This is a genomic window from Pseudoalteromonas sp. SG43-4 (assembly GCF_014164325.1).
Lineage (GTDB): Bacteria > Pseudomonadota > Gammaproteobacteria > Enterobacterales > Alteromonadaceae > Pseudoalteromonas > Pseudoalteromonas distincta.
In genome coordinates this window covers 45,415-69,262 of record NZ_JACJFB010000006.1, presented here as the reverse complement: position 1 = coordinate 69,262, position 23,848 = coordinate 45,415, and the positions used below count along the sequence as shown (strand labels likewise).

22 protein-coding genes and 10 tRNA genes are annotated in these 23,848 nt (G+C 39.9%); 21 read left to right on the top strand and 11 right to left on the bottom strand.

Going from position 1 to position 23,848, the window contains the following annotated elements:
* Window positions 1-12 precede the first annotated feature (12 nt).
* The 14 genes from H5160_RS07825 to H5160_RS07760 all read left to right on the top strand — a co-directional run bounded on the left by H5160_RS07825 (window position 13) and on the right by H5160_RS07760 (window position 5,158).
* On the top strand, window positions 13-960 hold the full coding sequence (locus tag H5160_RS07825) for a ribose-phosphate pyrophosphokinase (protein WP_002958550.1): 948 nt from the start codon (window positions 13-15) through the stop codon (window positions 958-960).
* A 149-nt stretch (window positions 961-1,109) separates the two neighbouring features.
* Entirely contained in the window at window positions 1,110-1,721 is a 612-nt protein-coding gene (locus tag H5160_RS07820) for a 50S ribosomal protein L25/general stress protein Ctc (protein ID WP_002958549.1), read from the top strand.
* Between the two features lie 19 nt (window positions 1,722-1,740).
* Entirely contained in the window at window positions 1,741-2,325 is a 585-nt protein-coding gene (pth, locus tag H5160_RS07815; RefSeq protein ID WP_002958548.1) for an aminoacyl-tRNA hydrolase, read from the top strand.
* A 53-nt stretch (window positions 2,326-2,378) separates the two neighbouring features.
* Entirely contained in the window at window positions 2,379-3,470 is a 1,092-nt protein-coding gene (gene ychF, locus H5160_RS07810) for a redox-regulated ATPase YchF (RefSeq protein WP_002958547.1), read from the top strand.
* A gap of 455 nt (window positions 3,471-3,925) precedes the next feature.
* Window positions 3,926-4,002 (top strand) — tRNA-Met (locus tag H5160_RS07805).
* Window positions 4,003-4,047: 45 nt separating this feature from the next.
* Window positions 4,048-4,132 (top strand) — tRNA-Leu (locus tag H5160_RS07800).
* Between the two features lie 39 nt (window positions 4,133-4,171).
* Window positions 4,172-4,246 (top strand) — tRNA-Gln (locus tag H5160_RS07795).
* A 5-nt stretch (window positions 4,247-4,251) separates the two neighbouring features.
* A tRNA-Met gene (locus tag H5160_RS07790) sits at window positions 4,252-4,328 on the top strand.
* Between the two features lie 89 nt (window positions 4,329-4,417).
* A tRNA-Leu gene (locus H5160_RS07785) sits at window positions 4,418-4,502 on the top strand.
* Window positions 4,503-4,542: 40 nt separating this feature from the next.
* Window positions 4,543-4,617 (top strand) — tRNA-Gln (locus H5160_RS07780).
* A 71-nt stretch (window positions 4,618-4,688) separates the two neighbouring features.
* A tRNA-Leu gene (locus H5160_RS07775) sits at window positions 4,689-4,773 on the top strand.
* 39 nt (window positions 4,774-4,812) lie between these two features.
* Window positions 4,813-4,887 (top strand) — tRNA-Gln (locus H5160_RS07770).
* Window positions 4,888-4,958: 71 nt separating this feature from the next.
* Window positions 4,959-5,043, top strand: a tRNA-Leu gene (locus tag H5160_RS07765).
* A gap of 40 nt (window positions 5,044-5,083) precedes the next feature.
* Window positions 5,084-5,158, top strand: a tRNA-Gln gene (locus tag H5160_RS07760).
* Window positions 5,159-5,199: 41 nt separating this feature from the next.
* Here the strand turns inward: H5160_RS07760 and H5160_RS07755 are convergent.
* Both H5160_RS07755 and H5160_RS07750 read right to left on the bottom strand, forming a co-directional pair.
* On the bottom strand, window positions 5,200-6,783 hold the full coding sequence (locus H5160_RS07755) for a bifunctional diguanylate cyclase/phosphodiesterase (protein ID WP_182712217.1): 1,584 nt from the start codon (window positions 6,781-6,783) through the stop codon (window positions 5,200-5,202).
* A 154-nt stretch (window positions 6,784-6,937) separates the two neighbouring features.
* Window positions 6,938-8,107 (bottom strand): FAD-dependent monooxygenase, encoded by a 1,170-nt coding sequence (locus H5160_RS07750; RefSeq protein ID WP_182737187.1) that lies wholly within the window; start codon window positions 8,105-8,107, stop codon window positions 6,938-6,940.
* Between the two features lie 255 nt (window positions 8,108-8,362).
* Between H5160_RS07750 and miaB the strand changes: the two genes are divergently transcribed.
* From miaB to lnt, 5 genes are read left to right on the top strand one after another with little or no spacing between them, the layout of a single operon-like run.
* Complete coding sequence (miaB, locus tag H5160_RS07745; RefSeq protein WP_002958544.1) at window positions 8,363-9,811, top strand: tRNA (N6-isopentenyl adenosine(37)-C2)-methylthiotransferase MiaB; 1,449 nt, start codon at window positions 8,363-8,365, stop codon at window positions 9,809-9,811.
* Between the two features lie 50 nt (window positions 9,812-9,861).
* Window positions 9,862-10,920 carry a PhoH family protein gene (locus H5160_RS07740; protein ID WP_002958543.1) on the top strand — a complete coding sequence of 353 codons (1,059 nt, stop codon included), beginning with the start codon at window positions 9,862-9,864 and terminating at the stop codon, window positions 10,918-10,920.
* A gap of 4 nt (window positions 10,921-10,924) precedes the next feature.
* The gene (ybeY, locus tag H5160_RS07735; RefSeq protein ID WP_002958542.1) at window positions 10,925-11,383 is read left to right on the top strand and encodes an rRNA maturation RNase YbeY; all 459 of its coding nucleotides are present in this window, start codon (window positions 10,925-10,927) and stop codon (window positions 11,381-11,383) included.
* 22 nt (window positions 11,384-11,405) lie between these two features.
* Entirely contained in the window at window positions 11,406-12,290 is an 885-nt protein-coding gene (gene corC, locus H5160_RS07730; RefSeq protein ID WP_002958541.1) for a CNNM family magnesium/cobalt transport protein CorC, read from the top strand.
* Entirely contained in the window at window positions 12,271-13,821 is a 1,551-nt protein-coding gene (lnt, locus tag H5160_RS07725) for an apolipoprotein N-acyltransferase (RefSeq protein ID WP_182737186.1), read from the top strand. The genes corC and lnt overlap by 20 nt, the downstream gene beginning before the upstream one ends.
* A 65-nt stretch (window positions 13,822-13,886) precedes the next feature.
* Here lnt and H5160_RS07720 read toward each other — a convergent pair whose 3' ends face one another.
* From H5160_RS07720 to H5160_RS07705, 4 genes are all read right to left on the bottom strand, one after another.
* Window positions 13,887-14,582: a hypothetical protein gene (locus H5160_RS07720; protein ID WP_182737185.1), complete on the bottom strand. Its 696-nt coding sequence runs from the start codon at window positions 14,580-14,582 to the stop codon at window positions 13,887-13,889.
* A 74-nt stretch (window positions 14,583-14,656) separates the two neighbouring features.
* Window positions 14,657-15,505 (bottom strand): alpha/beta hydrolase, encoded by an 849-nt coding sequence (locus H5160_RS07715; RefSeq protein ID WP_182737184.1) that lies wholly within the window; start codon window positions 15,503-15,505, stop codon window positions 14,657-14,659.
* Window positions 15,506-15,534: 29 nt separating this feature from the next.
* On the bottom strand, window positions 15,535-16,545 hold the full coding sequence (locus H5160_RS07710; protein ID WP_182737183.1) for an RDD family protein: 1,011 nt from the start codon (window positions 16,543-16,545) through the stop codon (window positions 15,535-15,537).
* Between the two features lie 152 nt (window positions 16,546-16,697).
* Window positions 16,698-17,783 carry an alkene reductase gene (locus H5160_RS07705; RefSeq protein WP_182737181.1) on the bottom strand — a complete coding sequence of 362 codons (1,086 nt, stop codon included), beginning with the start codon at window positions 17,781-17,783 and terminating at the stop codon, window positions 16,698-16,700.
* A gap of 180 nt (window positions 17,784-17,963) precedes the next feature.
* Here H5160_RS07705 and H5160_RS07700 point away from each other — a divergent pair, with 180 nt between their 5' ends.
* Together H5160_RS07700 and H5160_RS07695 are read left to right on the top strand one after the other, a co-directional pair.
* Window positions 17,964-18,740, top strand: a complete 777-nt coding sequence (locus tag H5160_RS07700) for a hypothetical protein (protein WP_182737180.1) — start codon at window positions 17,964-17,966, stop codon at window positions 18,738-18,740.
* A 67-nt stretch (window positions 18,741-18,807) separates the two neighbouring features.
* Window positions 18,808-19,332, top strand: coding sequence for a CIA30 family protein (locus H5160_RS07695; RefSeq protein ID WP_182694060.1), 525 nt, complete (start codon window positions 18,808-18,810; stop codon window positions 19,330-19,332).
* Window positions 19,333-19,353: 21 nt separating this feature from the next.
* Here H5160_RS07695 and H5160_RS07690 read toward each other — a convergent pair whose 3' ends face one another.
* The 5 genes from H5160_RS07690 to H5160_RS07670 form a co-directional block, all read right to left on the bottom strand.
* The gene (locus tag H5160_RS07690; RefSeq protein WP_182737179.1) at window positions 19,354-19,890 is read right to left on the bottom strand and encodes a hypothetical protein; all 537 of its coding nucleotides are present in this window, start codon (window positions 19,888-19,890) and stop codon (window positions 19,354-19,356) included.
* Window positions 19,891-20,036: 146 nt separating this feature from the next.
* Window positions 20,037-20,291, bottom strand: a complete 255-nt coding sequence (locus H5160_RS07685) for a hypothetical protein (protein WP_182715651.1) — start codon at window positions 20,289-20,291, stop codon at window positions 20,037-20,039.
* 25 nt (window positions 20,292-20,316) lie between these two features.
* Window positions 20,317-20,793, bottom strand: coding sequence for an FKBP-type peptidyl-prolyl cis-trans isomerase (locus tag H5160_RS07680; RefSeq protein WP_024594701.1), 477 nt, complete (start codon window positions 20,791-20,793; stop codon window positions 20,317-20,319).
* A gap of 2 nt (window positions 20,794-20,795) precedes the next feature.
* Complete coding sequence (locus H5160_RS07675) at window positions 20,796-23,219, bottom strand: Lon protease family protein (protein WP_024594702.1); 2,424 nt, start codon at window positions 23,217-23,219, stop codon at window positions 20,796-20,798.
* Window positions 23,220-23,296: 77 nt separating this feature from the next.
* Window positions 23,297-23,755 carry a zinc ribbon-containing protein gene (locus H5160_RS07670; RefSeq protein WP_002958528.1) on the bottom strand — a complete coding sequence of 153 codons (459 nt, stop codon included), beginning with the start codon at window positions 23,753-23,755 and terminating at the stop codon, window positions 23,297-23,299.
* Window positions 23,756-23,848 lie beyond the last annotated feature (93 nt).

Below are 23,848 nucleotides of genomic sequence, written 5' to 3'. Positions count from 1 at the left end.
AGGAACCCTACCGTGCCTGACATGAAGCTCTTCGCTGGTAACGCAACACCTGAGTTAGCTCAAAAAGTTGCAAAACGTTTATATATTGAATTAGGCGATGCTGTTGTTGGCCGTTTTAGCGACGGTGAGATCAGTGTTCAAATAAATGAAAATGTTCGTGGCTCGGACGTTTTTATCTTGCAATCAACCTGTGCCCCTACAAACGATAACCTGATGGAACTTATCGTTATGGTTGATGCTCTACGTCGTGCATCTGCAGGTCGTATTACTGCCGTCATTCCTTATTTTGGTTATGCGCGCCAAGACCGTCGTGTACGTTCTGCTCGTGTTCCAATTACCGCTAAAGTTGTTGCAGATTTCTTATCAAGTGTTGGTGTTGACCGTGTTCTTACGGTTGATTTACACGCTGAACAAATCCAAGGCTTCTTTGATGTACCTGTAGATAACGTATTTGGCAGCCCTGTATTACTTGAAGATATGAAAGAACGCGACTTTGAAGACGTCGTTGTTGTATCTCCAGATATCGGTGGTGTTGTACGTGCTCGTGCAATTGCAAAACTACTAAACGATACCGATTTAGCAATCATTGATAAACGTCGCCCTCAAGCAAATGTTTCTCAAGTAATGCACATTATTGGTGACGTTGAAGGTCGTGATTGTATTATCGTAGATGATATGATTGATACCGGTGGTACATTGTGTAAAGCCGCAGAAGCACTTAAAGAACATGGCGCTAAGCGTGTATTTGCATACGCAACGCACCCTATCCTTTCAGGTAAAGCAGCCGAAAACTTACGTGACTCAATGATTGATGAAGTAATTGTAACTGACTCAATTCCGCTATCTGATGAGCTTAAAGCCCTTGATAAAGTTAAGGTACTTACGCTTGCTGACATGTTAGCAGAGACTATTCGTCGTATTAGTAACGAAGAATCTATCTCAGCGATGTTTGAACACTAAAATTAAACATTCCTGAATATAAAAGCGCCTTTTGGCGCTTTTTTTGTAAGCGATGTTTATTTTATCTGGGCGTGGTGGTATGATAGCGCGCCTTTTGGCTAGGGACCTTGGTCGCAAAGGCCCTACACATTTAAATAACTGGAGACATCATGTCTAACAAAACTTATACGTATAACGCTGAACTTCGCGTAGAAACTGGTACTGGTGCGAGCCGCCGCCTACGTCGCGAAGACAAAGTTCCTGCAATCCTTTACGGAGCTGATAAAGAAGCTTTATCTCTTACTTTTGCTCATAAAGATATGATCAAAGCTCAAGAAGACGAAGGTTTCTACACGCATATCCTTACGCTTAACGTTGATGGCGAAGCTGTTGAAGTAATCTTAAAAGATATCCAACGTCACCCATTCAAGCCTAAGCTTACTCACCTTGATTTCCAACGTGTAGATGCTACTCATAAATTTCAAACTAAAGTTCCTCTACACTTCATCGGTGAAGAGATTGTAACTAAAGCTGGCGCAACTGTTGTTCACCAGTTAACTGAAGTTGAAATTACGTGTCTTCCAAAAGCACTTCCAGAATTCATTGAAGTAGATGTTTCTAAGTTTGTTGTTGGCGATTCAGTTCATATCTCTGACCTAACTTTCCCTAAAGGCGTTAGCTCTGTAGATTTAGCTAAAGGCGAAGGCCATGATCAGTCTATCCTGACTATCAAAGCAAACAAAGCAGCTCCAGTTGAAGACGACGCTGCAGCAGCAGAATAATATTTAAGGTCTCGCAACCTTGAATTCTATTCAAATGCTTGTGGGCCTGGCTAATCCAGGCCCCGAATACGCAAACACACGCCACAATGCAGGTGCTTGGTTCATCGAGCAAATCGCTGCACGCTATAACTGCACTCTAAAACACGATCCTAAATATCACGGCCTTACAGGCAAAGTGATCATTCAAGGCCAAGAATTCAAATTATTGATCCCCACTACTTACATGAATTTAAGTGGTAAAGCGGTCAGTAGTTTAGCTAATTTTTTCAAAATCCCTGTCGAGGACATTTTAGTTGCCCATGACGAATTGGATTTAGACCCAGGCGTTGCCAAATTAAAAAAAGGTGGCGGGCATGGCGGTCATAATGGTTTAAAAGACATTATTGCAAAAATGGCAAATCAAAAAGACTTTATGCGCTTGCGCATTGGTGTAGGTCATCCGGGGCATCGTGAAATGGTAACTGGTTGGGTGCTTGGAAAAGCGGCCAAAGAAGACCAAGAAAAAATGGATGCTGCTGTTGATGAAGCAGTTCGTTGCATGGAAATACTTGCAAAAGATGGTGTGTTAAAAGCACAAAACAGACTACATTCGTTTAAACCCTAGTAACTTGGGTCCAAGTACACCGTTTAAACGAATTCTAAACAAGGTATCTTACTATGGGTTTTAAATGTGGCATCGTTGGCTTGCCTAACGTAGGTAAATCAACGCTTTTCAATGCACTAACTAAAGCGGGTATTGAAGCCGCTAACTTTCCTTTTTGTACCATTGAGCCTAATACAGGTGTGGTACCTGTGCCAGATCCTCGTCTAGACGAACTTGCTAAAATTGTTAATCCTCAACGAGTTCTTACCACTAGTATGGAATTTGTAGACATTGCTGGCTTGGTAAAGGGCGCATCTAAAGGTGAAGGCCTTGGTAACCAGTTTTTAGCTAACATTCGTGAAACCGATGCAATTGGCCACGTAGTTCGCTGTTTTGAAGATGAAAACATCATACACGTAGCAGGCACTATTGACCCTGCTGACGATATTGACGTAATCAACACTGAGTTAGTACTTGCTGATATGGATAGCGCTGAAAAAGCCCTTTTCCGTAACGCAAAAAAAGCAAAAGGTGGTGATAAAGACGCCAAAGAGCAAAATGCCGTACTTGAAAAAGTAAAAGTGCATCTTGATGAAGGCTTAACTTTACGCGCTTTAGCATTAACTAAAGAAGAAAAAGCAGCAATCAGCTCTATCAACTTCTTAACTATTAAACCAACTATGTATATTGCAAACGTTGCTGAAGATGGTTTTGAAAATAATCCATACCTTGACCGTGTACGCGCTATTGCTGCAGCAGAAGATGCGATTGTTGTTCCTGTATGTGCTGCTATCGAATCTGAGCTTTCAGAATTAGATGACGAAGACAAGCTTGAGTTTATGGCTGATCTTGGCTTAGAAGAGCCCGGCCTTAATCTTGTTATTCGTGGTGGTTATGAATTACTACAATTACAAACTTATTTCACTGCGGGTGTTAAAGAAGTGCGTGCATGGACAATCCCTGTAGGTGCAACAGCGCCACAAGCAGCGGGGAAAATCCATACCGACTTCGAGCGTGGCTTTATTCGTGCGCAAACGATTGCTTTTGACGACTTTGTTGCCTTTAAAGGTGAAAGCGGCGCAAAAGAAGCAGGTAAGATGCGTCAAGAAGGTAAAGAGTACATTGTTAAAGACGGCGATGTAATGAACTTCTTGTTCAACGTATAAGTCAAATGAAACCAAGTTAGTATTGGTAATAATTTTAAAGGCTCGTTTTTACGAGCCTTTTTTGTACCTCCAACGTCATAAACTTATAAAATTAATTTAGCCCCAACCTAAATGCCTACGTTTAATTTAAAAAAACACACTGCGCAGAAGATCAAACCTCAATAATAAGTACCTCTTAAACAAATTAATGTTAAGATTTAACCAGAGCGTAATAATTTGTTGAATAATCAAACAGCTTCAAACTATTGGTTTTTGCTTTTTTTATTTAGCGACAAATTTTGTATGTGAATTGCACTCAAAAAATCATCATTTTTATTAAAATTTAGCCGCTTAGCTTAATTTTCCTGCAAACAAACACAGTTAAGTGTTTTTTTGCAAAAAAGGTGTTGACGAATTTGGGTCATATCAGCATAATACGCCCCGCACTCAGCGATGAAGTGCTAACAAAAAAAGATGGCTAAGTAGCTCAGCTGGTTAGAGCACATCACTCATAATGATGGGGTCACAGGTTCAAATCCCGTCTTAGCCACCATATTTTTTGTTGCTCAATGAAGAGTTTAAAATAACTACCTTGTGTGCGGGAGTGGCGGAATTGGTAGACGCGCTGGATTTAGGTTCCAGTATCTTAGGATGTGAGAGTTCAAGTCTCTCCTTCCGCACCATAATTCTTGATAAGAATTAAAACTATCAATTGTTATTGTTGGGATATCGCCAAGCGGTAAGGCACCAGGTTTTGATCCTGGCATTCCCAGGTTCAAATCCTGGTATCCCAGCCAACAATGGCTAAGTAGCTCAGCTGGTTAGAGCACATCACTCATAATGATGGGGTCACAGGTTCAAATCCCGTCTTAGCCACCATTTCTCTTTTTAGAAGTGGCTCTGCAAGAGTTAAATTGCACTCAATGAAGAGTCTAAAATAGCTACCTGTGTTTTATAACACAAACGATGCGGGAGTGGCGGAATTGGTAGACGCGCTGGATTTAGGTTCCAGTAACTTCGGTTGTGAGAGTTCAAGTCTCTCTTTCCGCACCATGTTCTTGATACGAACTAAAAATATCAATTAATTCTTTGTTGGGATATCGCCAAGCGGTAAGGCACCAGGTTTTGATCCTGGCATTCCCAGGTTCAAATCCTGGTATCCCAGCCAACTTCTTCTACCAAGGAAAGTTGGATAAAAGAATGACTCTTGCTTAGAGTTTAAATGAGCAAATTAGTGATGCGGGAGTGGCGGAATTGGTAGACGCGCTGGATTTAGGTTCCAGTATCTTAGGATGTGAGAGTTCAAGTCTCTCCTTCCGCACCATGTTCTGATAAGAACTAAAATTATAAAATAATTCTTTGTTGGGATATCGCCAAGCGGTAAGGCACCAGGTTTTGATCCTGGCATTCCCAGGTTCAAATCCTGGTATCCCAGCCAACTTCTTCTACCAAGGAAAGTTGAATAAAAGAATTACTCTAGCTTAGAGGTTAAATGAGCACATTAGTGATGCGGGAGTGGCGGAATTGGTAGACGCGCTGGATTTAGGTTCCAGTATCTTAGGATGTGAGAGTTCAAGTCTCTCCTTCCGCACCATGTTCTTATTAAGAACTAAAATTAATATCAAATTTATAGTTGGGATATCGCCAAGCGGTAAGGCACCAGGTTTTGATCCTGGCATTCCCAGGTTCAAATCCTGGTATCCCAGCCAATTTGACTTCCTTCTCTAAAACTTCTCAATATTCATTAAATTCAGCTTACTTTTTCTGTACTTAAATATACATTTATAAATTCGTCTATATCTATTGGTTTGCTATATAAATACCCTTGTAAATAATCACAGTTCATACTCAATAGCGCTTGCTCTACTTCTTTGGTTTCTATTCCTTCAGCTACTACATCGCAATTTAATCGGCTCGCCAAAAACAACGTAGATTCTACAATAGCGTAATCAGGCGGATTAATGAGCATATCTTTGATAAACGATTGATCTATTTTTATCTGGTTTATGGGCAACTCCCTTAATAACGACAGTGACGAAAACCCCGTACCAAAATCATCAACACTAAATTTAAATCCACGCATACTTAACTGCTGCATCATTTTTCTTGCTGCGGGTATGTTTGTCATCATTGCCCCTTCTGTAATTTCAAATATTAGTGAATCACTTAAAGTCGGGTCAGTAGTAAGTAAGCTAATTATAAATTCGTAAAACTCGCTGCTTTCAATATCTTTCGTTGATAAGTTGACATGAATAGTACCGGTAAACCCAAACAGTTTAAGTTTTCTAATATGGTTAACTGCTTCTTGTACAACCCATTTCGATAAAACAAAAATAAGCCCTGTACGCTCAGCTACACTTATAAACTTTTCAGGACTAATAAAGCTACCATCAGCTTGCGGCCATCGGATCAGCGCTTCTAGGCCATGCAATTGAATATCTTTGGAGTTCATTATTGGTTGTAAATAAAGCTCGAACTCACCTTTGTGTAACGCGGCTTTAATTTTGACTGATAAATCAAAAAAGTCCTCAGCTCGTTTACCTATTTCAGATGAGTAATTTACTAAAGGTTGAAATGTCTTTTTTGCTTCATGCAGTGCCAAATTGGCTTTTTTTAGTAACTGGTCGGGTAATCGGCTATCATCTGGGAAACGGCTTACGCCTATACTTAATTGTATTTTAACCATTTGCTCATGTGTACAAAACGGAGCTTTAACGGCTGAGTTTATAATATTTACACAGTGAGCCATGCTTTCATCAGTATCGGTATTCAGTAAAAACGCAAACTCATCCCCTCCTATTCGATATAACTTAGCAATGCCACATAGTTCTTTGCTTAACTTATTAGCAAAAGCAGCCAGTAGTTGATCACCACATTGATGACCAAACGCATCATTAATTTGTTTAAAATTATTTAAATCAATATAAAATAATGCAAATGAAGAAGGGTAATCGACTTGTTTACTCAAGGATTTAAAAAAGTTATTGCGGTTGGGTAAGGTTGTTAAGTTATCGTGCTCAGTTTGATATTTTTGATACTGCGTTGCTTGCTCTATTTTAAGGATGCTTTTCAAACTCAGTTTGACAACTAAGAAAACAAACCCTGCACCACCAAATAATATTGTGGCAACTGCATTTCTTATTATTGGTGCCGTATCGTAATTTGAAAAGTAATAAAGTATCCACCAATACCCTAAAATAAAACAGACAATAGCGCATAACAGTACACTCCACGCTCTTTGCGATGTTTTTTTACAAACTTTAAAGGTTGTTTTTAAGCTAGCAACTAGCAGTAGCGCACCTAAAATAATTATTACTGAAAAAAAATTATCCACACATAGGCTCTTTAAAATTATTAAATTGCGGTTTAGTGATATAACCCTAGTCAAATTAAAATTTTATTTAATATAACTGGGTCACTATTTGTCCACTTAAAAACAGACATAAAAAAAGGCTCATAAATGAGCCTTTTTAATCTCTACTTTAAATTTAGCCTAAATCACCGCTAATTGCGTATTTTAAAACCCAGTTTTTTATAGGGCCTGTATTATTAGCCATTTTTAAAAACTGGCTACGTGCCCATTTAAGTGGCGCAACTTGGTTAGAAAAGCCAAAGTAACAGGCATCCATCATGCTCATCATTAATAAATTAGCCTTACGGCGAGCTCGCTCATATTCTTTAAGCGTTAACGGGCGCCCTATATCCCCTGCATTGTCTAAAACTTCAGCAAGTGCCACTACGTCCTGAAAACCTAAATTAACGCCCTGCCCTGCAAGGGGATTTATTGTATGTGCAGCGTCACCGACTAAAACTAAGCGCCCTTGTGAATAGTTGTTAGCATGTTGGCGAGTAAGCGGAAATATTGCATGGGTTTGTACTTCAAAGTCTCCAGCAAGTTCAGGAAATTTATTAAGTATGTGCATTTTTAGCTCAGCTGGGTTTAGCCCTTTAAATGCTTGCAGTGTATTTGCATCATCGTACCAAATTAAATTAGCGTATGGTGCCTGCATTGGCAAAAATGCGAGTGGCCCACTTGGCGTAAACTGCTGCCATGTTTTTATTTGTTGCGGCGCATCGAGTTTAATTAATACCCCCATACAATGTTGCTGATACTGCCAGCCGGTAATTCCTATATTAGCTTTAGCACGCAGCTGCGATTGTCCGCCATCGGCTGCAATCACTAAATCAGCGGTATAGGTTTGAGCTCCATACACAAGCGTAATTAAATCATCCGTTTGCTCTATTTTAGTAATAGGTGTGGCTTGCTCAATAACCTCAATTTTATAATGATCAAATTGCTGCCATAAACTTGCTTGAATTAAACTATTTTCAATTAAGTGGCCTAAATGCGTGGTGTTTATATCGGCGCAGTCAAACAATAAATTATCACCACCGCGCTCAAATGCCTCCAATTGCTGATAAGGCGCTATGCGGTTTTGCCTTAAAAGCGGCATTGCTCCTAATTCATCAAGTAAATTTTCTGAAAAACGATTAATAGCCGACACTCTAATATCAACCTTATCACTACTAAGAATCTGTGATGGGTCTATTAGGTGTTTTTCGATTATGCGTACGCCAAAGCCCTGTTGAGCAAGCTTTATCGCCATAGCCGCGCCAACCATGCCACCACCAACTACTATCACATTATTTTTAGTCATGTTTTCATCATTTTATTATTACTTGAGTCTGTTTTGATTGTATCAAAATTAATTTGTTTTATACCAGAGGATATCCCTAACTGCTGATTAAACTCGCCTCGTATTGATTTGAGATCACAAACATGAAAACTATACTTGGATCTGAACGGGTATCCAGCTAAAATACGCCTCCTTTAAGTGAGCATGCTTGCTCCTTAATCCTGTTTCAAGCACATTTTTGTGCCACTATCGAATTGAACACGAGGCTATATTTCAATGAGCAAAAAGCTGCATATTAAAACCTGGGGTTGTCAGATGAACGAATACGACTCTCAGAAAATGGCTGAACTTTTAGATGCCACCAACGGCTACCAGCTAACTGAAGATGCAACAGATGCCGACGTAATCTTACTTAACACCTGTTCAATTCGTGAAAAAGCACAAGAAAAAGTATTTCACCAATTAGGTCGCTGGAAGTTATTAAAAGACGACAAGCCAGATTTAATCATTGGTGTAGGTGGTTGTGTTGCCTCACAAGAAGGTGACTCTATTCGCCAACGTGCGCCATTTGTAGATGTTATTTTTGGTCCGCAAACGCTACACCGTTTACCAGAAATGATTAAACAAGTGCAAGGCGACAAAGGCTCATCGGTTGTTGATATTTCATTCCCAGAGATTGAAAAATTTGACCGTCTGCCAGAGCCAAAAGCAGATGGCCCATCTGCTTTCGTATCAATTATGGAAGGCTGTTCTAAGTACTGTACTTTTTGTGTTGTACCTTATACTCGCGGTGAAGAAGTTAGTCGCCCAGTAGATGACGTACTACTTGAAGTTGCACAACTTGCAGAGCAAGGCGTACGTGAAGTAAATCTTTTAGGTCAAAACGTAAATGCATACCGCGGCGATACGCACGATGGCGAAATTTGTTACTTCTCAGATTTAATTCGTCTTATAGCAGCTATTGATGGTATTGACCGTATTCGTTACACCACATCGCACCCGGTAGAATTTACCCCAGATATAATCGACGTTTACGCCGATGTACCAGAGCTTGTAGATCACTTACATTTACCAGTACAAAGTGGTTCAGACCGTATATTAAACCTAATGAAACGTGGCCATACGGCAATTGAATACAAATCGACAATTCGTAAGTTACGTAAAATTCGTCCTAACTTAAGTATGTCGTCAGATTTCATTATTGGTTTCCCAGGCGAAAGCAAAGAAGACTTTGAAGCAACCATGAAGCTTATTAGCGACATAGGTTTTGATATGAGCTTTAGCTTTATTTACAGCGCACGCCCAGGTACGCCAGCGGCAGATTTGCCGGATGACGTAACAGAGCAAGAGAAAAAAGAGCGCTTATACTTACTACAAAACCGTATTACACAAATGGCGCAGCAAATTAGTCGTCAAATGTTCGATACAGAGCAACGTATACTTGTTGAAGGTCCTTCTAAGAAGAACCCTATGGAATTACGTGGCCGTACAGAAAACAACCGTGTAGTAAACTTTGTTGGCCCGCACACAGTGATCGGACAGTTTGTTGATGTACGTATTACCGAAGCACTACCTAACTCTTTACGTGGTGACTTAATTCGTACAGAATCAGAAATGAACTTACGACGTGAAGTAGCTCCTTCAGCTATTTTAACTAAAGCTGCAGCTGCAGAGCCAAAACCAGACACTGTTAACGAAATTGGCGTAGCTACTTTCGTTCCTTAGTCACACAATTAGCGCCAGTTAACGCTGGCGCAGTACTATAGGAAGCAATTTTGAGTAATCAGTTAAAAACATTAGAGATTTATTTAGAACCTGCCGATAACAAACGCCTTTCTTCTTTATGTGGCCCGTTTGACGAAAACATCAAACAAATTGAACGCCACCTGGCTGTTGAAATAATTCACCGTGACAACTTTTTTAAAGTAACCGGTAAACTACACAACTGCGCCGGCGCTGTAGAAATCTTAAAAAACCTTTATGTTGATACTCAGCCAGTTCGTGGTGTTTTAGGCGAAATAGAACCCGACGCCGTTCATTTAGCTATTACCGAATCAAAAGCCTTAGAGCAAGATGCATCCAGCAGCGCTTATGGCAAAGAAATGGTTATTAAAACCCGCCGTGGTGTTATTAAACCACGTAACGACAACCAAGGTGTTTATGTGGCTAATATTTTAAACCACGACATTACCTTTGGTATTGGCCCTGCAGGTACTGGTAAAACTTACCTTGCAGTTGCAGCCGCCGTCGACGCTCTTGAGCGCCAAGAAATACGCCGTATATTACTAACGCGCCCTGCTGTAGAAGCTGGCGAAAAGCTTGGCTTTTTACCTGGCGATTTAAGTCAAAAAATAGACCCATACCTGCGCCCTCTTTACGATGCTCTTTTTGAAATGCTAGGTTTTGAAAAAGTAGAAAAGCTCATCGAAAAAAATATCATCGAAGTCGCACCGCTTGCTTACATGCGCGGACGTACTTTAAACGATGCCTTTATTATTTTAGACGAAAGCCAAAATACCACCGCTGAGCAAATGAAAATGTTTTTAACCCGTATAGGGTTTAACTCAAAAGCGGTGATTACAGGCGATATTACACAGGTCGATTTACCTCGTGGCACACGCTCAGGCCTTCGCCATGCAATTGAAGTGCTTGATGGCGTAAACGAAATTAGCTTTAACTACTTCAAAGCCCACGACGTAGTACGCCACCCTGTTGTAGCACGCATAGTTGAAGCCTACGAGCGTAACGACGAAAGCGAGCGACTTAAGCGCATTGAAAAGCAAAATGCAAAAGACGCACTCGCTGCTCTTCAACAGCCTACTACTAAAGAGTAATACTTTGACAACCGAACTTGATTTACAAATAGCCTGTGAGTTTGACAACCTCCCAAGCGAAGAACAATTTGCACTATGGGCCGACAAAGCCCTTAGCCAATACCGTGACGAGTCCGAACTCAGTATCGTTATTAGCGACGAAGCGCAATCGCAACAACTTAATAACGACTATCGCGGTAAAAATAAACCGACCAACGTACTGTCGTTCGAATTTGAAGCACCACCAGGCATAGATATTCCCTTGGTTGGTGATTTAATTATTTGCCCAGCCATTGTATTAGCTGAAGCAATTGAGCAAGAGAAGTCATTTCATGACCACTTTGCTCACATGGTTATTCACGGATGCTTGCATTTGCTTGGATTTGACCATATAAAGAGTGACGATGCTTTAGAGATGGAAAGCATCGAAAAGCAATTACTTGCAGAGCTAAACATAGCAGACCCATACCGGGACGATATTTAAATTAACGGAGCAATTAGACGCAATGAGCGACGGTAACTCGCAATCTAGCCAGGGTTCTTCTGGCAAAACGTGGTTGGGCAGAATAGCCCAAATGTTGCAAGGGGAACCCCAGAATAGAGAAGAGCTGGTCGAAGTTATTGCCGATGCGCAAGAACGAGACGTAATCGATCCAGAAACAAAAGAGATGATAGAAGGTGTGCTTGGCGTGTCTGAGCTTAAAGTGCGAGACATAATGGTTCCGCGCTCACAAATGATCACTCTTGAGATCGACAGCCCGCTTGAAGAACTAATTCCAATGATGGTTGACTCAACTCACTCACGTTTTCCAGTTGTGATTGAAGACAAAGATCATGTAGAAGGTTTTTTACTCGCTAAAGATTTATTGCCACTGATCTTAAATAAAGACGAGCATTTACCATCAATACGCGATTATTTACGCCCAGCAATGGTAGTACCTGAAAGCAAACGTGTTGATACATTGCTAAACGAATTCCGTCAGCAACGCTACCATATGGCTGTTGTTATTGACGAATACGGCGGCGTATCGGGCTTAGTAACGATTGAAGATATTCTTGAAATAATTGTTGGCGAAATCGAAGATGAGCACGACGAAGAAGAAGAACATCAAGATATTCGTCAACTTGCTAAACATGTCCACGTAGTGCAAGCACTCACACCTGTAGATGACTTTAACGAGCATTTTAAAACAGGCTACAGCACAGACGAAGCCGATACTATTGGCGGAACTGTACTGCACGCATTTGGCCATATGCCAAGCCGTGGTGAAACGATTGACATAGAAGGTTACCAATTTAAAGTAACCAACGCCGACAATCGTCGTATTTTGCAACTGCAAGTCACCGTTCCTAAGGCTGATGATAACGACAGTGAAGAAACTGCTAACTAGACTTACCCTATTAGCAAAAGATAAAAAAGCATGGCTCGCACTCGTTGCGGGCCTTGTTTTAACTTTTGGCTATGCCCCTTTTGAAATTTGGCCCATCGTATTTATTAGTCTTGGCGCCATAATTTTTTGCATTAATCCCAATAATACCGGTAAAGCACACGCAAAAACCGCCGCTAAATATGGCTTTATATTTGGCCTAGGCTGGTTTGGTGCAGGTATAAGCTGGGTACATGTTTCTATTGCCACCTTTGGCGGTATGCCGCTTATAGCGTCGCTCTCGTTAATGGCTTTTTTGTGCTCATACTTAGCATTATTTCCCGCACTTGCCTTTTGGGCAACTACACGCTTTGCTAGTGGCCCTAAAAGCTTTGGCGCATTACTAATTGCCTGCTTTGCAATTAGTGAGTATTTACGTGGCACCGTACTTACCGGTTTCCCGTGGTTAAGCTTTGGCTACACACAAACCGACGGACCTTTAAGGCTGCTCGCCCCTTATATTGGCGAGTTTGGCTTAACACTAACATGTGTGGCTATTGGCTTTGCACTATATAGACTTACCCAAAAAGATTTTAAAACCCCGGCGGTTACTGCGACAGCTGTTGCGCTTATTTTTACAGGTGCAAATACCACAGGCAGCATTCATTACACAGATAAAAACATGTCAGTATTGCTCGTACAAGGGAACATACAGCAACACCTGCGCTTTGAGCCAAGTGAGTTTTGGACCACAATGAGCAAATACCAAGACATGACACGTCCACATTGGGATGCCGACTTAATAGTATGGCCAGAAGCCGCAGTGCCTGAAATAGAAATGCTTGCCGATTCCTACCTAGCCAATTTAGACAGTGCCGCCTCGTTTAATCAAACCGCCCTTGTAACCGGTATTGTTGACTACCAGCGAGACACCAAAAATATATTCAACACACTTATTGTGGTCGGTAATAAAGAACGTGGCGACGAGCATGGGCATTACCATTACCTTGATAAAAACCGCTATCAAAAACACCAGCTACTACCTATTGGCGAATTTGTACCGTTTCAAGACTTTTTGCGCCCTATTGCCCCATTATTCGATTTGCCTATGTCATCGTTTACCCGTGGCGACAAAGTGCAAAACAACTTGCGCGCCAATGGCTATAACCTACTCCCTGCTATTTGCTACGAAATTGTTTTTGCAGATTTAGTACGCGGTAATTACAAAAGCGATTCCGACCTACTCTTTACAGTAAGTAACGATGCCTGGTTTGGTGACTCTATTGGGCCTTTGCAACACATGCAAATAGCCCGTATGCGCGCGCTCGAACTACAACGCCCTCTAGTGCGTGTTACTAACAATGGTGTAAGCGCCGTATACGACCCTATAAGCCACACACAACAAACCATGCCTCAGTTTGAAGCTACCATATTGAAAGCCAACATTAAGCTTATAAAAGGCGACAGCGTGTACAGCCAATACGGCAATGTGTTTGTGTGGGGATTTGTGTTGTTGATGGGGCTTGCCGGATTTGGGGTTAGGTTTAGAAAGTAAAAGTTAATACTGATAGCTGTTGAAGTTCAGCTCTCAGTATTAAACTAGAAGTCAAAGCTCAAAATTTATGATACTAACCTCACCCATACACTACTGTATACTGCTATGAATCCGATAAACATTGGGCTATATAACTCTAAAAAGTCCCGTTGACGAAATTGTTCCAGAAACCAATGAGAAAACATAATACCGAGTGCAAATAAATACTGAAATTTATCTTTCGAGCCTATTAAATAAAACCTATATAGATATGGGTTGCTCTGCTCGTCATATTCAGTAAGGTCGATATAAGCATTAAAAAATAACCTTACTTTAAGGTCATAGTCTAAATAGCTATGATTGCTGTGTTTGTATTTATCATCATTAATATATATTTTGGGTTTAAGCAAATCAGGGATAAATCCATCAACTACATCATTGTGACTGTCATACCGTCTAAAAAACTTATTATCCAAAACTCTGGTAGCGAATTGTTTTTTATAATTATCTGTATAGAAGTGAGATATAGAATTATATCGGAGTAATAAATATCCAATCGATAACAGTAAAAGAGTATTAATACTTGTAGGGTTAGTAAATATAATTTTAAAAATAAAAGTATTTGCCTCTGTAACCTTCGCGCCTGAGAAAGTAAGCGCTAATAGCACTGATGAAATAATTATTAGCGTTTTTTTACAACTTGCTAAAGCAGGATCGATAGGCGGAGCTAAATTTAAATCTGCATTAATTGCTTTGTTTAGCTCTTTCACTGGTTCAATCACTTAACTACGCTCCATCTTTTTTGTTTAATAATAAGGGTGGCTTTAGTTTAAATAAATTAAAGATTATTAACACTTCATAGCTGTAATAATTTTCTCAACCCATAATACCAACTAAGCGCTGCCACCGTGCCATGAGTTTCTTCTTCAAAGTAACGTTGATTTATATATAAACTATTACTCGGGTGCACTTTTAGTTTTTTAGCAAGCTCTAAGCCCCATTTATAATTAGCCTCTCCAATTTCACCAAAAGCTGCATTATTAGCAAAAGTAAAATATACATTGCCTTTAAGCTGCTTGTTTATAAGCTGTTGCTCGTCAAAATAACGATTGAGATAATTATTATCCCAAAGGTAGGTTGCATCAATAATTAAGTAATCAGTAAATAAAGAGTGATTGGTAAGTAAAACATAGCTTGCGAACAAGCCACCGAAAGATTCCCCAATTAATACCCGCTTATTTGATGTACGGTAATTTTTATTAATGAAGGGAATAAGTTCTTTTTCAAAAAAAGCGGTGTAGTTTGCGGCATTGCCAATGTTTTCAAATTTTTCGAGTAGCTTACCGTTAAAAGTCCAATCGACATTAGTAGGGGTAAAGTCGCGCTCTCTTATCGCATTTTTACTATTAGGAACAGCGACAATAATTGCTTGTTGAATTTGTTTTTCTAGCCGCTCAGTACTGAGTGCTTCAACAAGCCCCGCTAAGGCTTTTAAATGGGTTGGGTCGCCATCAAGCAAGTAAATAACAGGATATACTCGTTCGAGGTTTTGCTTGTAGCTTGGCGGTAAATAAACACTATAACTGCGCTGCTCACCTAAAATAATAGACTTAAACTGATGTTTTTTTGCTAACACAATATTTTCTGACGCATACGAAGCTGTAATAAAATACAGATAACTAAACGCCATTAATAAAGCTTTCATAACCATCCTTGTAATTAATAAGAGCAAACTTAACTTTTTACAGTCTCTTCTACCGTTTCAACATTTACAACTTGATTCAAGTTGCCTTTAATAACCACTGTTGCTGATATTTTATCTTGAATGGCTTGTCTGTTTGGGTCCCAATATATCTGTAAAAACCCTAACAAGCCTGTGGCAAAGCCTGCGCCGTAGCCGCCGTAGCGACCAAAACAATCTAATAAACCTAATGGCTCGCCGCTTAGGGCTACAACACGGATATTACAAACCTTTTTACCCGGGGTTTGGCCGCGCCAAAGTAACGAGAACAACGTAAAGTAAACAGCAGCCCAGCCAAAACCTAAGCCTAAGTCTTGAATAATGCCTTTGCTCCACTGCAAAATACTATTTGTGCTTGTTTGTGCAGGTTTTTCTTCTGTTAACTGTGCAGGCTTTATTTCGTTATTTTCACTGAGCACTAATAGTTGTAAAAGTACGGTAGCAAGTTGTGGGCTTTGTAGGTCGTCCATTTCTGCTAATTTGGGAACTTGCCCAATTAAATTATCAAACGCGTTTTGTTGGCAAGGTTGCTCACAGCTTTCATCAGCTGTTTGCGCTAAATAAGTATTTACCCGTTGCTTTTCTGTGGGAGTAAGCTGAATTTCATCTTGTATTTTTAGGCCCTGAACAGCTAAAGCTTGATCAGCGTTATCGTCTTCTAAGTAATCAATGCCAATTGAAAGCACAGTAAGTGCGCTTACAAATAAAATACTTGCTGCCGTTATTTTTAAGATTCTTCGCCACACATTCGACATTTTTGGAAGGTATTGCTGGGCCGTACCTTTATAAAAAGCCATTGCAGCAACAAACGCTATTAAAGCAGCGCTAAGCTTGGCCGCTAAAAATATCAGTGCAACATCAATAATAATCGCTAGTGCACGCTGAATAGGTGTAGCTAAAGGCAAGCCCAGTAAAGCGCTGTCAATTTTAAAAGCGTAGGGTGTAATAACTTCTCGGGTTTCAGAATTTGATAATTCTAATTGTTCTATTTCTGTGGCTTTCATTTATTTTCTTGTTATTAAAATAGGTAACCCGGTTAACTTACGCGTTTTTTATTTTTTGCTCAAGGTAAAGCTATTAGAATCAATGCACAAAAAAGGGCTGCATAAAATGCAGCCCTTCATGTTTTTACTCAATGTTAATTACTTACTAGCAATTATACCGTTGGATAATCGGTGTAGCCTTGTTCTGCGCCACCAAACAAAGTGTCGGGGTTGTGGCTGTTAAGTTGCTTGCCTTGCTTTAAGCGTGCTGGTAAGTCTGGGTTTGATACAAACGGGCGACCAAAGCCAATCATGTCGGCCCAGCCTTCGCTAAGTGCTTTGTCTGCGCGCTCTTTGGTGTACTTACCTGCGTAAATTAATACACCACTGTAGGCTTTGCGAATCGATTTTTTAAATTCAACACTCATTAAGGGTGCGTCATCCCAATCGGCTTCGGCTATATGCATGTAACCTACACCGGCTTTATTTAGTGCCTCAGAAACCGCTAAGTAAGTTTCTTCAGGGTTTTCGTCTACTGTGCCATTAAGAGTTGTTAACGGGGCAAGTCTTACGCCTACTTTGCTGCTACCAATTTCGTCGCTAACAGCATGTACCACTTCAATTAAAAAGCGTATACGGTTTTGCACACTGCCACCATATTCATCGGTGCGAGCATTTGATTTTGAGTCTAAAAATTGATTAATAAGGTAACCATTTGCAGCATGAAGCTCTATGCCATCAAACCCTGCATTAACTGCATTTTTAGCTGCTTGGCGAAATTCGCCTATGACATGCGTAATATCTTGTTTGCTCATTTCGCGTGGGAGTTGGGTGTCTACAAACCCCGGTGCGCCGTTTGTATCTACAAATACTTTTACGTCTTTTGCGGCAATGGCCGATGCAGAAATAGGCTGCACGCCACCAGTGTTGTCACTGTGGGTAACACGGCCAACATGCCAAAGCTGAGCAAACATCACTCCACCAGCGCTATGTACTGCGTTTGTTACTTTACTCCAGCCTGCAACTTGCTCATTTGAATAAATACCCGGAGTCCAAGCGTAACCTTTACCAAGCTCACTAATTTGTGTGCCTTCGCTTACAATTAGCCCGGCACTTGCGCGCTGTGCGTAATATGTTGCCATTAAGTCGTTAGCTATATCGCCAGGCTGTGTTGAACGCGAGCGAGTCATTGGGGGCATAACAATACGGTTTTTTAATGTTTTACCTGCAAGTTCTATTGGTTCAAAAAGTAATGTCATAATGCCTCCTAAGTTTGATTGCGCTCATAATAACGTAACCAAGCACATGCAAAAACAACAAAAACTGCAAAATAGTTTTGTTGAATCTGCAATAAAGCCACAAAGTAAAACACATTAACTTTAGGTGAACTAAATGTATTTTATTGACTCTTAACAGCACTATTAAGTTGAGGGTTTGATGTGAATAAAGGGAATGCATGGCCGTGGGTTATCTCGTTGTGTATACACGCTATTGCGTTGTACTTTTTGTTTTCGCAATCTATTAAAGTTGCGCCGCCAAAGGAGGAAAAAAACGCAATAATACAGGCCTATGTTGCGGTTAGTTTAGCAAGCCTACCTAAGCCAAGCTCAGTTGTTACAACAACCAATGCGCCTGATATAAAACCTGTAAACACTAAAACTGATGCACCAAATTCAGCAACCTCTAACACTACACCTATAAAAAAAGATTCTACAAAAGCCAAAGTAAGGGTAACTAAAAAAACGCAAGCCAAAACCATCACGTTACCAAAGGCACAAACAGAGCTTAAAAAAGACCCTGTAAAACCTGTTGCCCCCCAGGTAGCGGCGCCTTCAGAGCCTACAACAAAAGCTTCTCAAACATTTAAAAAGCTAAATCCATACGCGCCGCTATTTGGCTCTCCTGTAAATAATATGACTCATAAAAAAATGGTCTCCTTTGGTGAAGATAAAAACTCTGAAAATGAAGAGATAAACAATAAGCCCACAATTAAAACACCAGTAAAATCTGATAATTCAGAAGTTATTAACCAAAATACAACAGGCACACGACGATTAGAAAAATTTAACGGTAAATGCTATTTAATTGATACTTCAACCGTATTTGGTAGTAATGGCATGCCTCAAGGTAGCGGTAAACCCTGTCCTGAGGATAAAACTGATAAAGAAATTATGTTTGAAAAAATCATGAAAAAATGGAGCCGTAAAAATAATTAACTTTAAATAAGTGAACAAATAATATGTTTATCCGTATTGATAAGCTTAAAGTAATTAGGAGTAAGCCATGATCACCAAACAACTATCCTCACTTTTTGTATTTAATTTATTAGTTGTAAGTGCACAAGCTAATGCAAATCAGCGCTGGTACGTTGTTAACGACTCAGTAATGGGCGGTGTATCTAATAGCCAAGTAACACAAACTCAAGAAAGTTTGCTTTTTACAGGCAATGTTTCGCTTGATAATAACGGCGGTTTTGCATCAATACGTACAGAGCTAAGTACACAAAGCCAAAATACTAAAGCTATAGCGCTGCGTGTTAAAGGTGATGGACAAATCTATCAGCTTAGGCTCAGAACTACCAATTACCTTGATGGCGCAGCGTACACTCACTCATTTAAAACAGTAAAAAATGAATGGGTAGATATAAACTTTGCTCCGAGTGATTTTACTTTAACGTATCGCGGCCGCGTGCTTGAGCAACAACCGATTATTGATTTTGACGATATAAAACAGCTAGGCTTTATGATTGCAGGTAAGCAAGAAGGTAAGTTTAAACTTGAAGTGGGTAAAATTGAGTTTAAAAGCTAACCCAACAGCATGTTGGTCGCGCTAAATAGTATAGTCGTCGCCCCGCCTCTTTAGTTCATTAATAACCAGTTCAACCATTTGTTGCTTTATTGCCGCTTGCTCTGATTTTAACTCCCATAATTGCAGCTCTAACATATCTATTTGTTCTTGCTGTTGCGTGTTTTTATATTGTTTTACACCTAGGTGCTCAGCATCTAAAGTTAAACTCGCATCACTTTTATTCGGCTCACTTACAGAAGTGTTTATAGTTATACTACGTTGTACGGGGCTTTGTTTAAGTTTATTAATTTGCTCTTGCAGCGCAATAACTCGCCCAGCGAAGTGCTTGTATACTTTTTCTAGGTTTTTATACTGACTGCCAAACGTTGCATTATCTTCACTATACTCTTCGGCTTTGGTATCTAAAAACTTTGATAACACATATTTTGGCTCTTCCTCATTCTCTTCCTCGCTCTTTTCTTCACTCGCTTTTTCAACAGGTAGTTTATCTGATTGCGCTAAAGGTTGAGTATTTGAGCTGTGTACTTGGTATGGAATGGAAGCCGCTGAAATCTTCATTATTTTATCCCTAAAATAGCTTTGTAACTATTATAGGTATCGACCTCGTATTAAAACCCTTGAGTAAATTTTATTGTTAGCTAAAAGCAAAAAGCCCCACTTTATTAAAGTAAGGCTTATACCAATTTATTAAACTAACTCATTGCTTACTCAGTGCTTTGGTTATCTTGTGAGAGCGCAATAAGTACAAGCGCCGCATTTAGACGAGTATTTAAATTATTATAAATAGTCATTCCAAACACACCGATAATACAAACTATTAAACCCATTTGTAGGTTAACGCTCATCTCTAGTAAAAAAACAGCTGCAACTAGTAAGCATAGCGCTAATGCATAAATAATAGATTGAAAGGTAAAGTTAATATCACCTTTGGCTATTTTAAGTAATTCATCTTTATTCATAATTTACTTCCTTGTTATTTAATCACTAAGACTCAATTGCCAGTAACTCTACTTCAAAAATAAGTACTGAGGCAGGAGGAATACTCCCTACACGTTTTTCGCCGTATGCTAATTGGTGCGGTACATAAAAAATGTATTTATCACCTGGGCTCATCAGTTGTAAGCCCTCAGTCCAGCCTTTAATCACTTGGTGCAAGCCAAAACTAATCGGTGTTTTACGCTCTACTGAGCTGTCAAACACCGTGCCGTCGATTAGTGTGCCGTGGTAATGCACGTTAACCATACTTGTTGGGCTTGGTGTGTTTTCACTCTCACCTTTGTGTACTATTTTGTACTGCAAGCCAGAAGCTGTTTCTACTACACCTTCTACTTTTGCGTTAGCGGCTAAGTAATCGGCCCCTATTTGTGCATTTATGCCTGCTTGTTGTTTTGCTTTTTTACTATTTTGAAATATTAAAAAACAAAAAATGGCGATAACCACCGCCAAAATTATATTGATCATTATTAACCTTTTTCGTTATCTAGTTCTTCGTCTTTTTCGTCATCGTTATCGCCATTAACTATGTCGGCAATTTCTTTAAGGCGAGCAAGCGCAATTCCGTTTACTGAGTTTTCTGGATACTGGTCATCAATAATATCGCCAGCTTCTATATCCATTAACAGGTTCAGCGCTTGGTCTACGGTTTCAACTGCGTAAATATTAAATTTACCCGCTTCAACTGCATTAAGTATTTCATCATCAAGCACTAAGTTAACTTGGTTTGATTTAGGAATGATAACGCCTTGCGAACCTGTTAAGCCACGCATTTTACACAGTTTGAAAAAGCCTTCTATTTTTTCGTTTACGCCACCAATAGCCTGTACATCACCATGTTGGTTAATAGAGCCTGTCAGTGCAATTGATTGGCTAATAGGTAGGCTTGTAATAGACGAAATAAGCGCACACAACTCTGCCAAAGATGCACTATCGCCATCTATATAACCGTAGCTTTGCTCAATAGCGATATTAGCGCTAAGCGTTAAGCTAAAGTGCTGCGCGTATTTATTACCTAAATAACCGGTAAGTAGCATTACCCCTTTTGAGTGAATTGCTTTACCAAGCTCGGCTTCACGTTCAACATCTATTACGCCATCGGCGCCAGCATAAACCGTTGCCGTGATACGCGCAGGGGTACCAAATGAGGTATCGCCAATGTGTAATACGGTTAAACCATTTACTTTACCAATGGCTTGGCCGTCGGTTGCAATAAGTGTGTGACCTTCTTTTATATCGCTTAGCATATTTTCACTAATTTGGCCGGTACGGTATTGCTTACCTTCAATGGCTTCATCAATATGATGCGCATCTACAACAGTTAATTTATCTTGTTTTGCGTAGTAACTTGCCTCTGCAACTAATTCAAGTACATCAGCAAAGCGCGCAGAAAGCTTATTGTGATGCTCTGCTTGGCGGTAGCTAAACTTAAGTAAACGCACCATAGCTGCTTGTGTGGTAGTGCACTTTAATGTTTGCTCGCAGTACTCGGTAACTTTAGTTATAAATTGGTACTGTAATTTATCGCTACTTGGTAAGTAGTAATCAAAGTCAGCTAATACTCTAAATAACTCTGCAAACTCTTCATCGTATTCACCTATGGTGTAATACAGTTCGCGCGAGCCTAATAAAATAATTTTTACATCAAGCGGTATAAGCTGCGGGCGAAGTGTAAAACTACTACCTACTGAGCTATCTTGATACGGTAAGTCGTTTTTAATTTGATGCGTTTTAAGCGAAAGTTTTAAACCATCCCACACTTGAGGGTTAGCCATTACCTTTTCAGCATCCATAATTAAATAACCGCCATTAGCACGGTGCAATGCTCCCGGCTGAATAGAGCGATAACTGGTAATTAAAGACCCTTGCGATGTGGAATACTCAATTTTACCAAATATATTACCAAATGTTGGATTGGGCTCGTACACCACGGGTGCTGCATCGTCTTCTTTAAACTCAACTAAAATATTAGGTGCAAAAAAGTCGGTAAGCATGCCTTTACGATCAAAGTCTTCTTTGCTTTCTTCGCTTTCGTCTTCGTCATCGAGCCACTCAAGTACCGCGTCTATAATTTCAACGCGTATATCTTTTAAATAACGCAGTACACCAATATGAGTTGCATATTTATGTTCTAAGTCTTTTAAAAGCGGTTTTGTGGCCTGCTCTGCAGTCGACTTTTTAAGATTACGCTGTTTTTCTTTTGATTCGCGCTTCCAGCGTGGCAGCTCAATTAACGCTTCTATTAATGCATCTTCTAGCTTTTCAATTTTTTCAAAAAACTCTTCGCGTAACGTTTCTTCAAGTTCGCCAAATTCGCTATCGCTTAATTGTTTACCATCTACAAGCGGTGCAAACCCAACTGAATTTTTTTCTTCGACTAATGCAACACTTTGCTCAAATGCCGCAATTTCTACTGCAGTAATAGCGCTGTCGTAGGCATCGTTAAATTCACGGTCGATTGATTTTTTTTTGCGTTGGTATCCTGGGTTATCAAATGCAGCAGGAAATGTGTCGAGTACTTCATCTAAAAATGAATCTATGTCGTCACTAAGTTGCTTGCTTTGACCTGCATGCATAAACAGCGCGATAGGCTCTCTGTGATCATCGTAATTATTTACGTATAACCATTCGTTTGGTGTTGGGCGGTCTTTTGCGTGTTGCTTAAGTTTATCTTTAACAAGCGTAAAGCGCCCATGGGCAGCCTCGCCCATTACATAAACGTTGTAACCAGGTAGTTCCATCCCTAAAGAGAAATCTAAGGCACTTTGGGCGCGTTGTTGGCCTATAAATGTTAGTTGCTCGGGGTATGGATTGCTCATACACGTATGTACGTGATTAGTAGAAATACTCGGTGCGAGCTTTGAAACAGATAGTGGCAGCAATTTTTTCGTCATTCTAACTTCTTTTTTTACCAACATATTCGCTGGCCTTTGGGCGTATTAAGTGGCCCGCAGCCACTTAATAATTATATTTAAGGGTGCAGCGCCTTACGACTAAAATAGATTCCATCACATTCAATACACGGTGTAATTTGTGTCGCGTGATAAACATCGTAACTATGGGTGCAATTCTTACATACTAATGTGCCCATGGCTATCCATTCGCCTGCGTGATACACACCATTGTGCTTAAAATCTTGACTAAGAGATTGCCACTCAAGCTGAGTTTTATCTTCTATGTGCGAAAGCTCAAACCATAAGGACTCTTTAAGCTCTTGCCATGCAAGCGAATTATAGTGCGATTCGTTTTCTTGGACATGTTCTATATCGCGCTGTAAATAACTTTTATATAAAGCGTATCTTTCTTGCCCTAAATCTTTAAGTGCCTGCTCAGATTCAACAAATCGAGTAACTGCGTCTTTTACTTCATGATCTTTTACATCTTTTAGCCATTTGGTTAAATCGCCAAGCCATGCTTTATAATCTGCCATTTTTTACTCCTTCAAAATTGCTGTTAAATCACCCTATAACTTAGATAAGTATAGGTTAACCTGAACTGAAGGTTAGAATTTATCAAAACCGCG

Excerpts from the sequence above, each read along its gene's own strand:
- corC (WP_002958541.1), top strand. The coding sequence starts at position 11,406 with ATGAGCGACGGTAACTCGCAATCTAGCCAGGGTTCTTCTGGCAAAACG.
- H5160_RS07695 (WP_182694060.1), top strand. The coding sequence starts at position 18,808 with ATGATCACCAAACAACTATCCTCACTTTTTGTATTTAATTTATTAGTT.
- H5160_RS07705 (WP_182737181.1), bottom strand. The coding sequence starts at position 17,783 with ATGACATTACTTTTTGAACCAATAGAACTTGCAGGTAAAACATTAAAA.
- H5160_RS07680 (WP_024594701.1), bottom strand. The coding sequence starts at position 20,793 with ATGATCAATATAATTTTGGCGGTGGTTATCGCCATTTTTTGTTTTTTA.
- H5160_RS07675 (WP_024594702.1), bottom strand. The coding sequence starts at position 23,219 with ATGACGAAAAAATTGCTGCCACTATCTGTTTCAAAGCTCGCACCGAGT.
- ychF (WP_002958547.1), top strand. The coding sequence starts at position 2,379 with ATGGGTTTTAAATGTGGCATCGTTGGCTTGCCTAACGTAGGTAAATCA.
- H5160_RS07750 (WP_182737187.1), bottom strand. The coding sequence starts at position 8,107 with ATGACTAAAAATAATGTGATAGTAGTTGGTGGTGGCATGGTTGGCGCG.
- H5160_RS07670 (WP_002958528.1), bottom strand. The coding sequence starts at position 23,755 with ATGGCAGATTATAAAGCATGGCTTGGCGATTTAACCAAATGGCTAAAA.
- miaB (WP_002958544.1), top strand. The coding sequence starts at position 8,363 with ATGAGCAAAAAGCTGCATATTAAAACCTGGGGTTGTCAGATGAACGAA.
- H5160_RS07685 (WP_182715651.1), bottom strand. The coding sequence starts at position 20,291 with ATGAATAAAGATGAATTACTTAAAATAGCCAAAGGTGATATTAACTTT.
- H5160_RS07690 (WP_182737179.1), bottom strand. The coding sequence starts at position 19,890 with ATGAAGATTTCAGCGGCTTCCATTCCATACCAAGTACACAGCTCAAAT.
- H5160_RS07710 (WP_182737183.1), bottom strand. The coding sequence starts at position 16,545 with ATGAAAGCCACAGAAATAGAACAATTAGAATTATCAAATTCTGAAACC.
- H5160_RS07820 (WP_002958549.1), top strand. The coding sequence starts at position 1,110 with ATGTCTAACAAAACTTATACGTATAACGCTGAACTTCGCGTAGAAACT.
- H5160_RS07715 (WP_182737184.1), bottom strand. The coding sequence starts at position 15,505 with ATGAAAGCTTTATTAATGGCGTTTAGTTATCTGTATTTTATTACAGCT.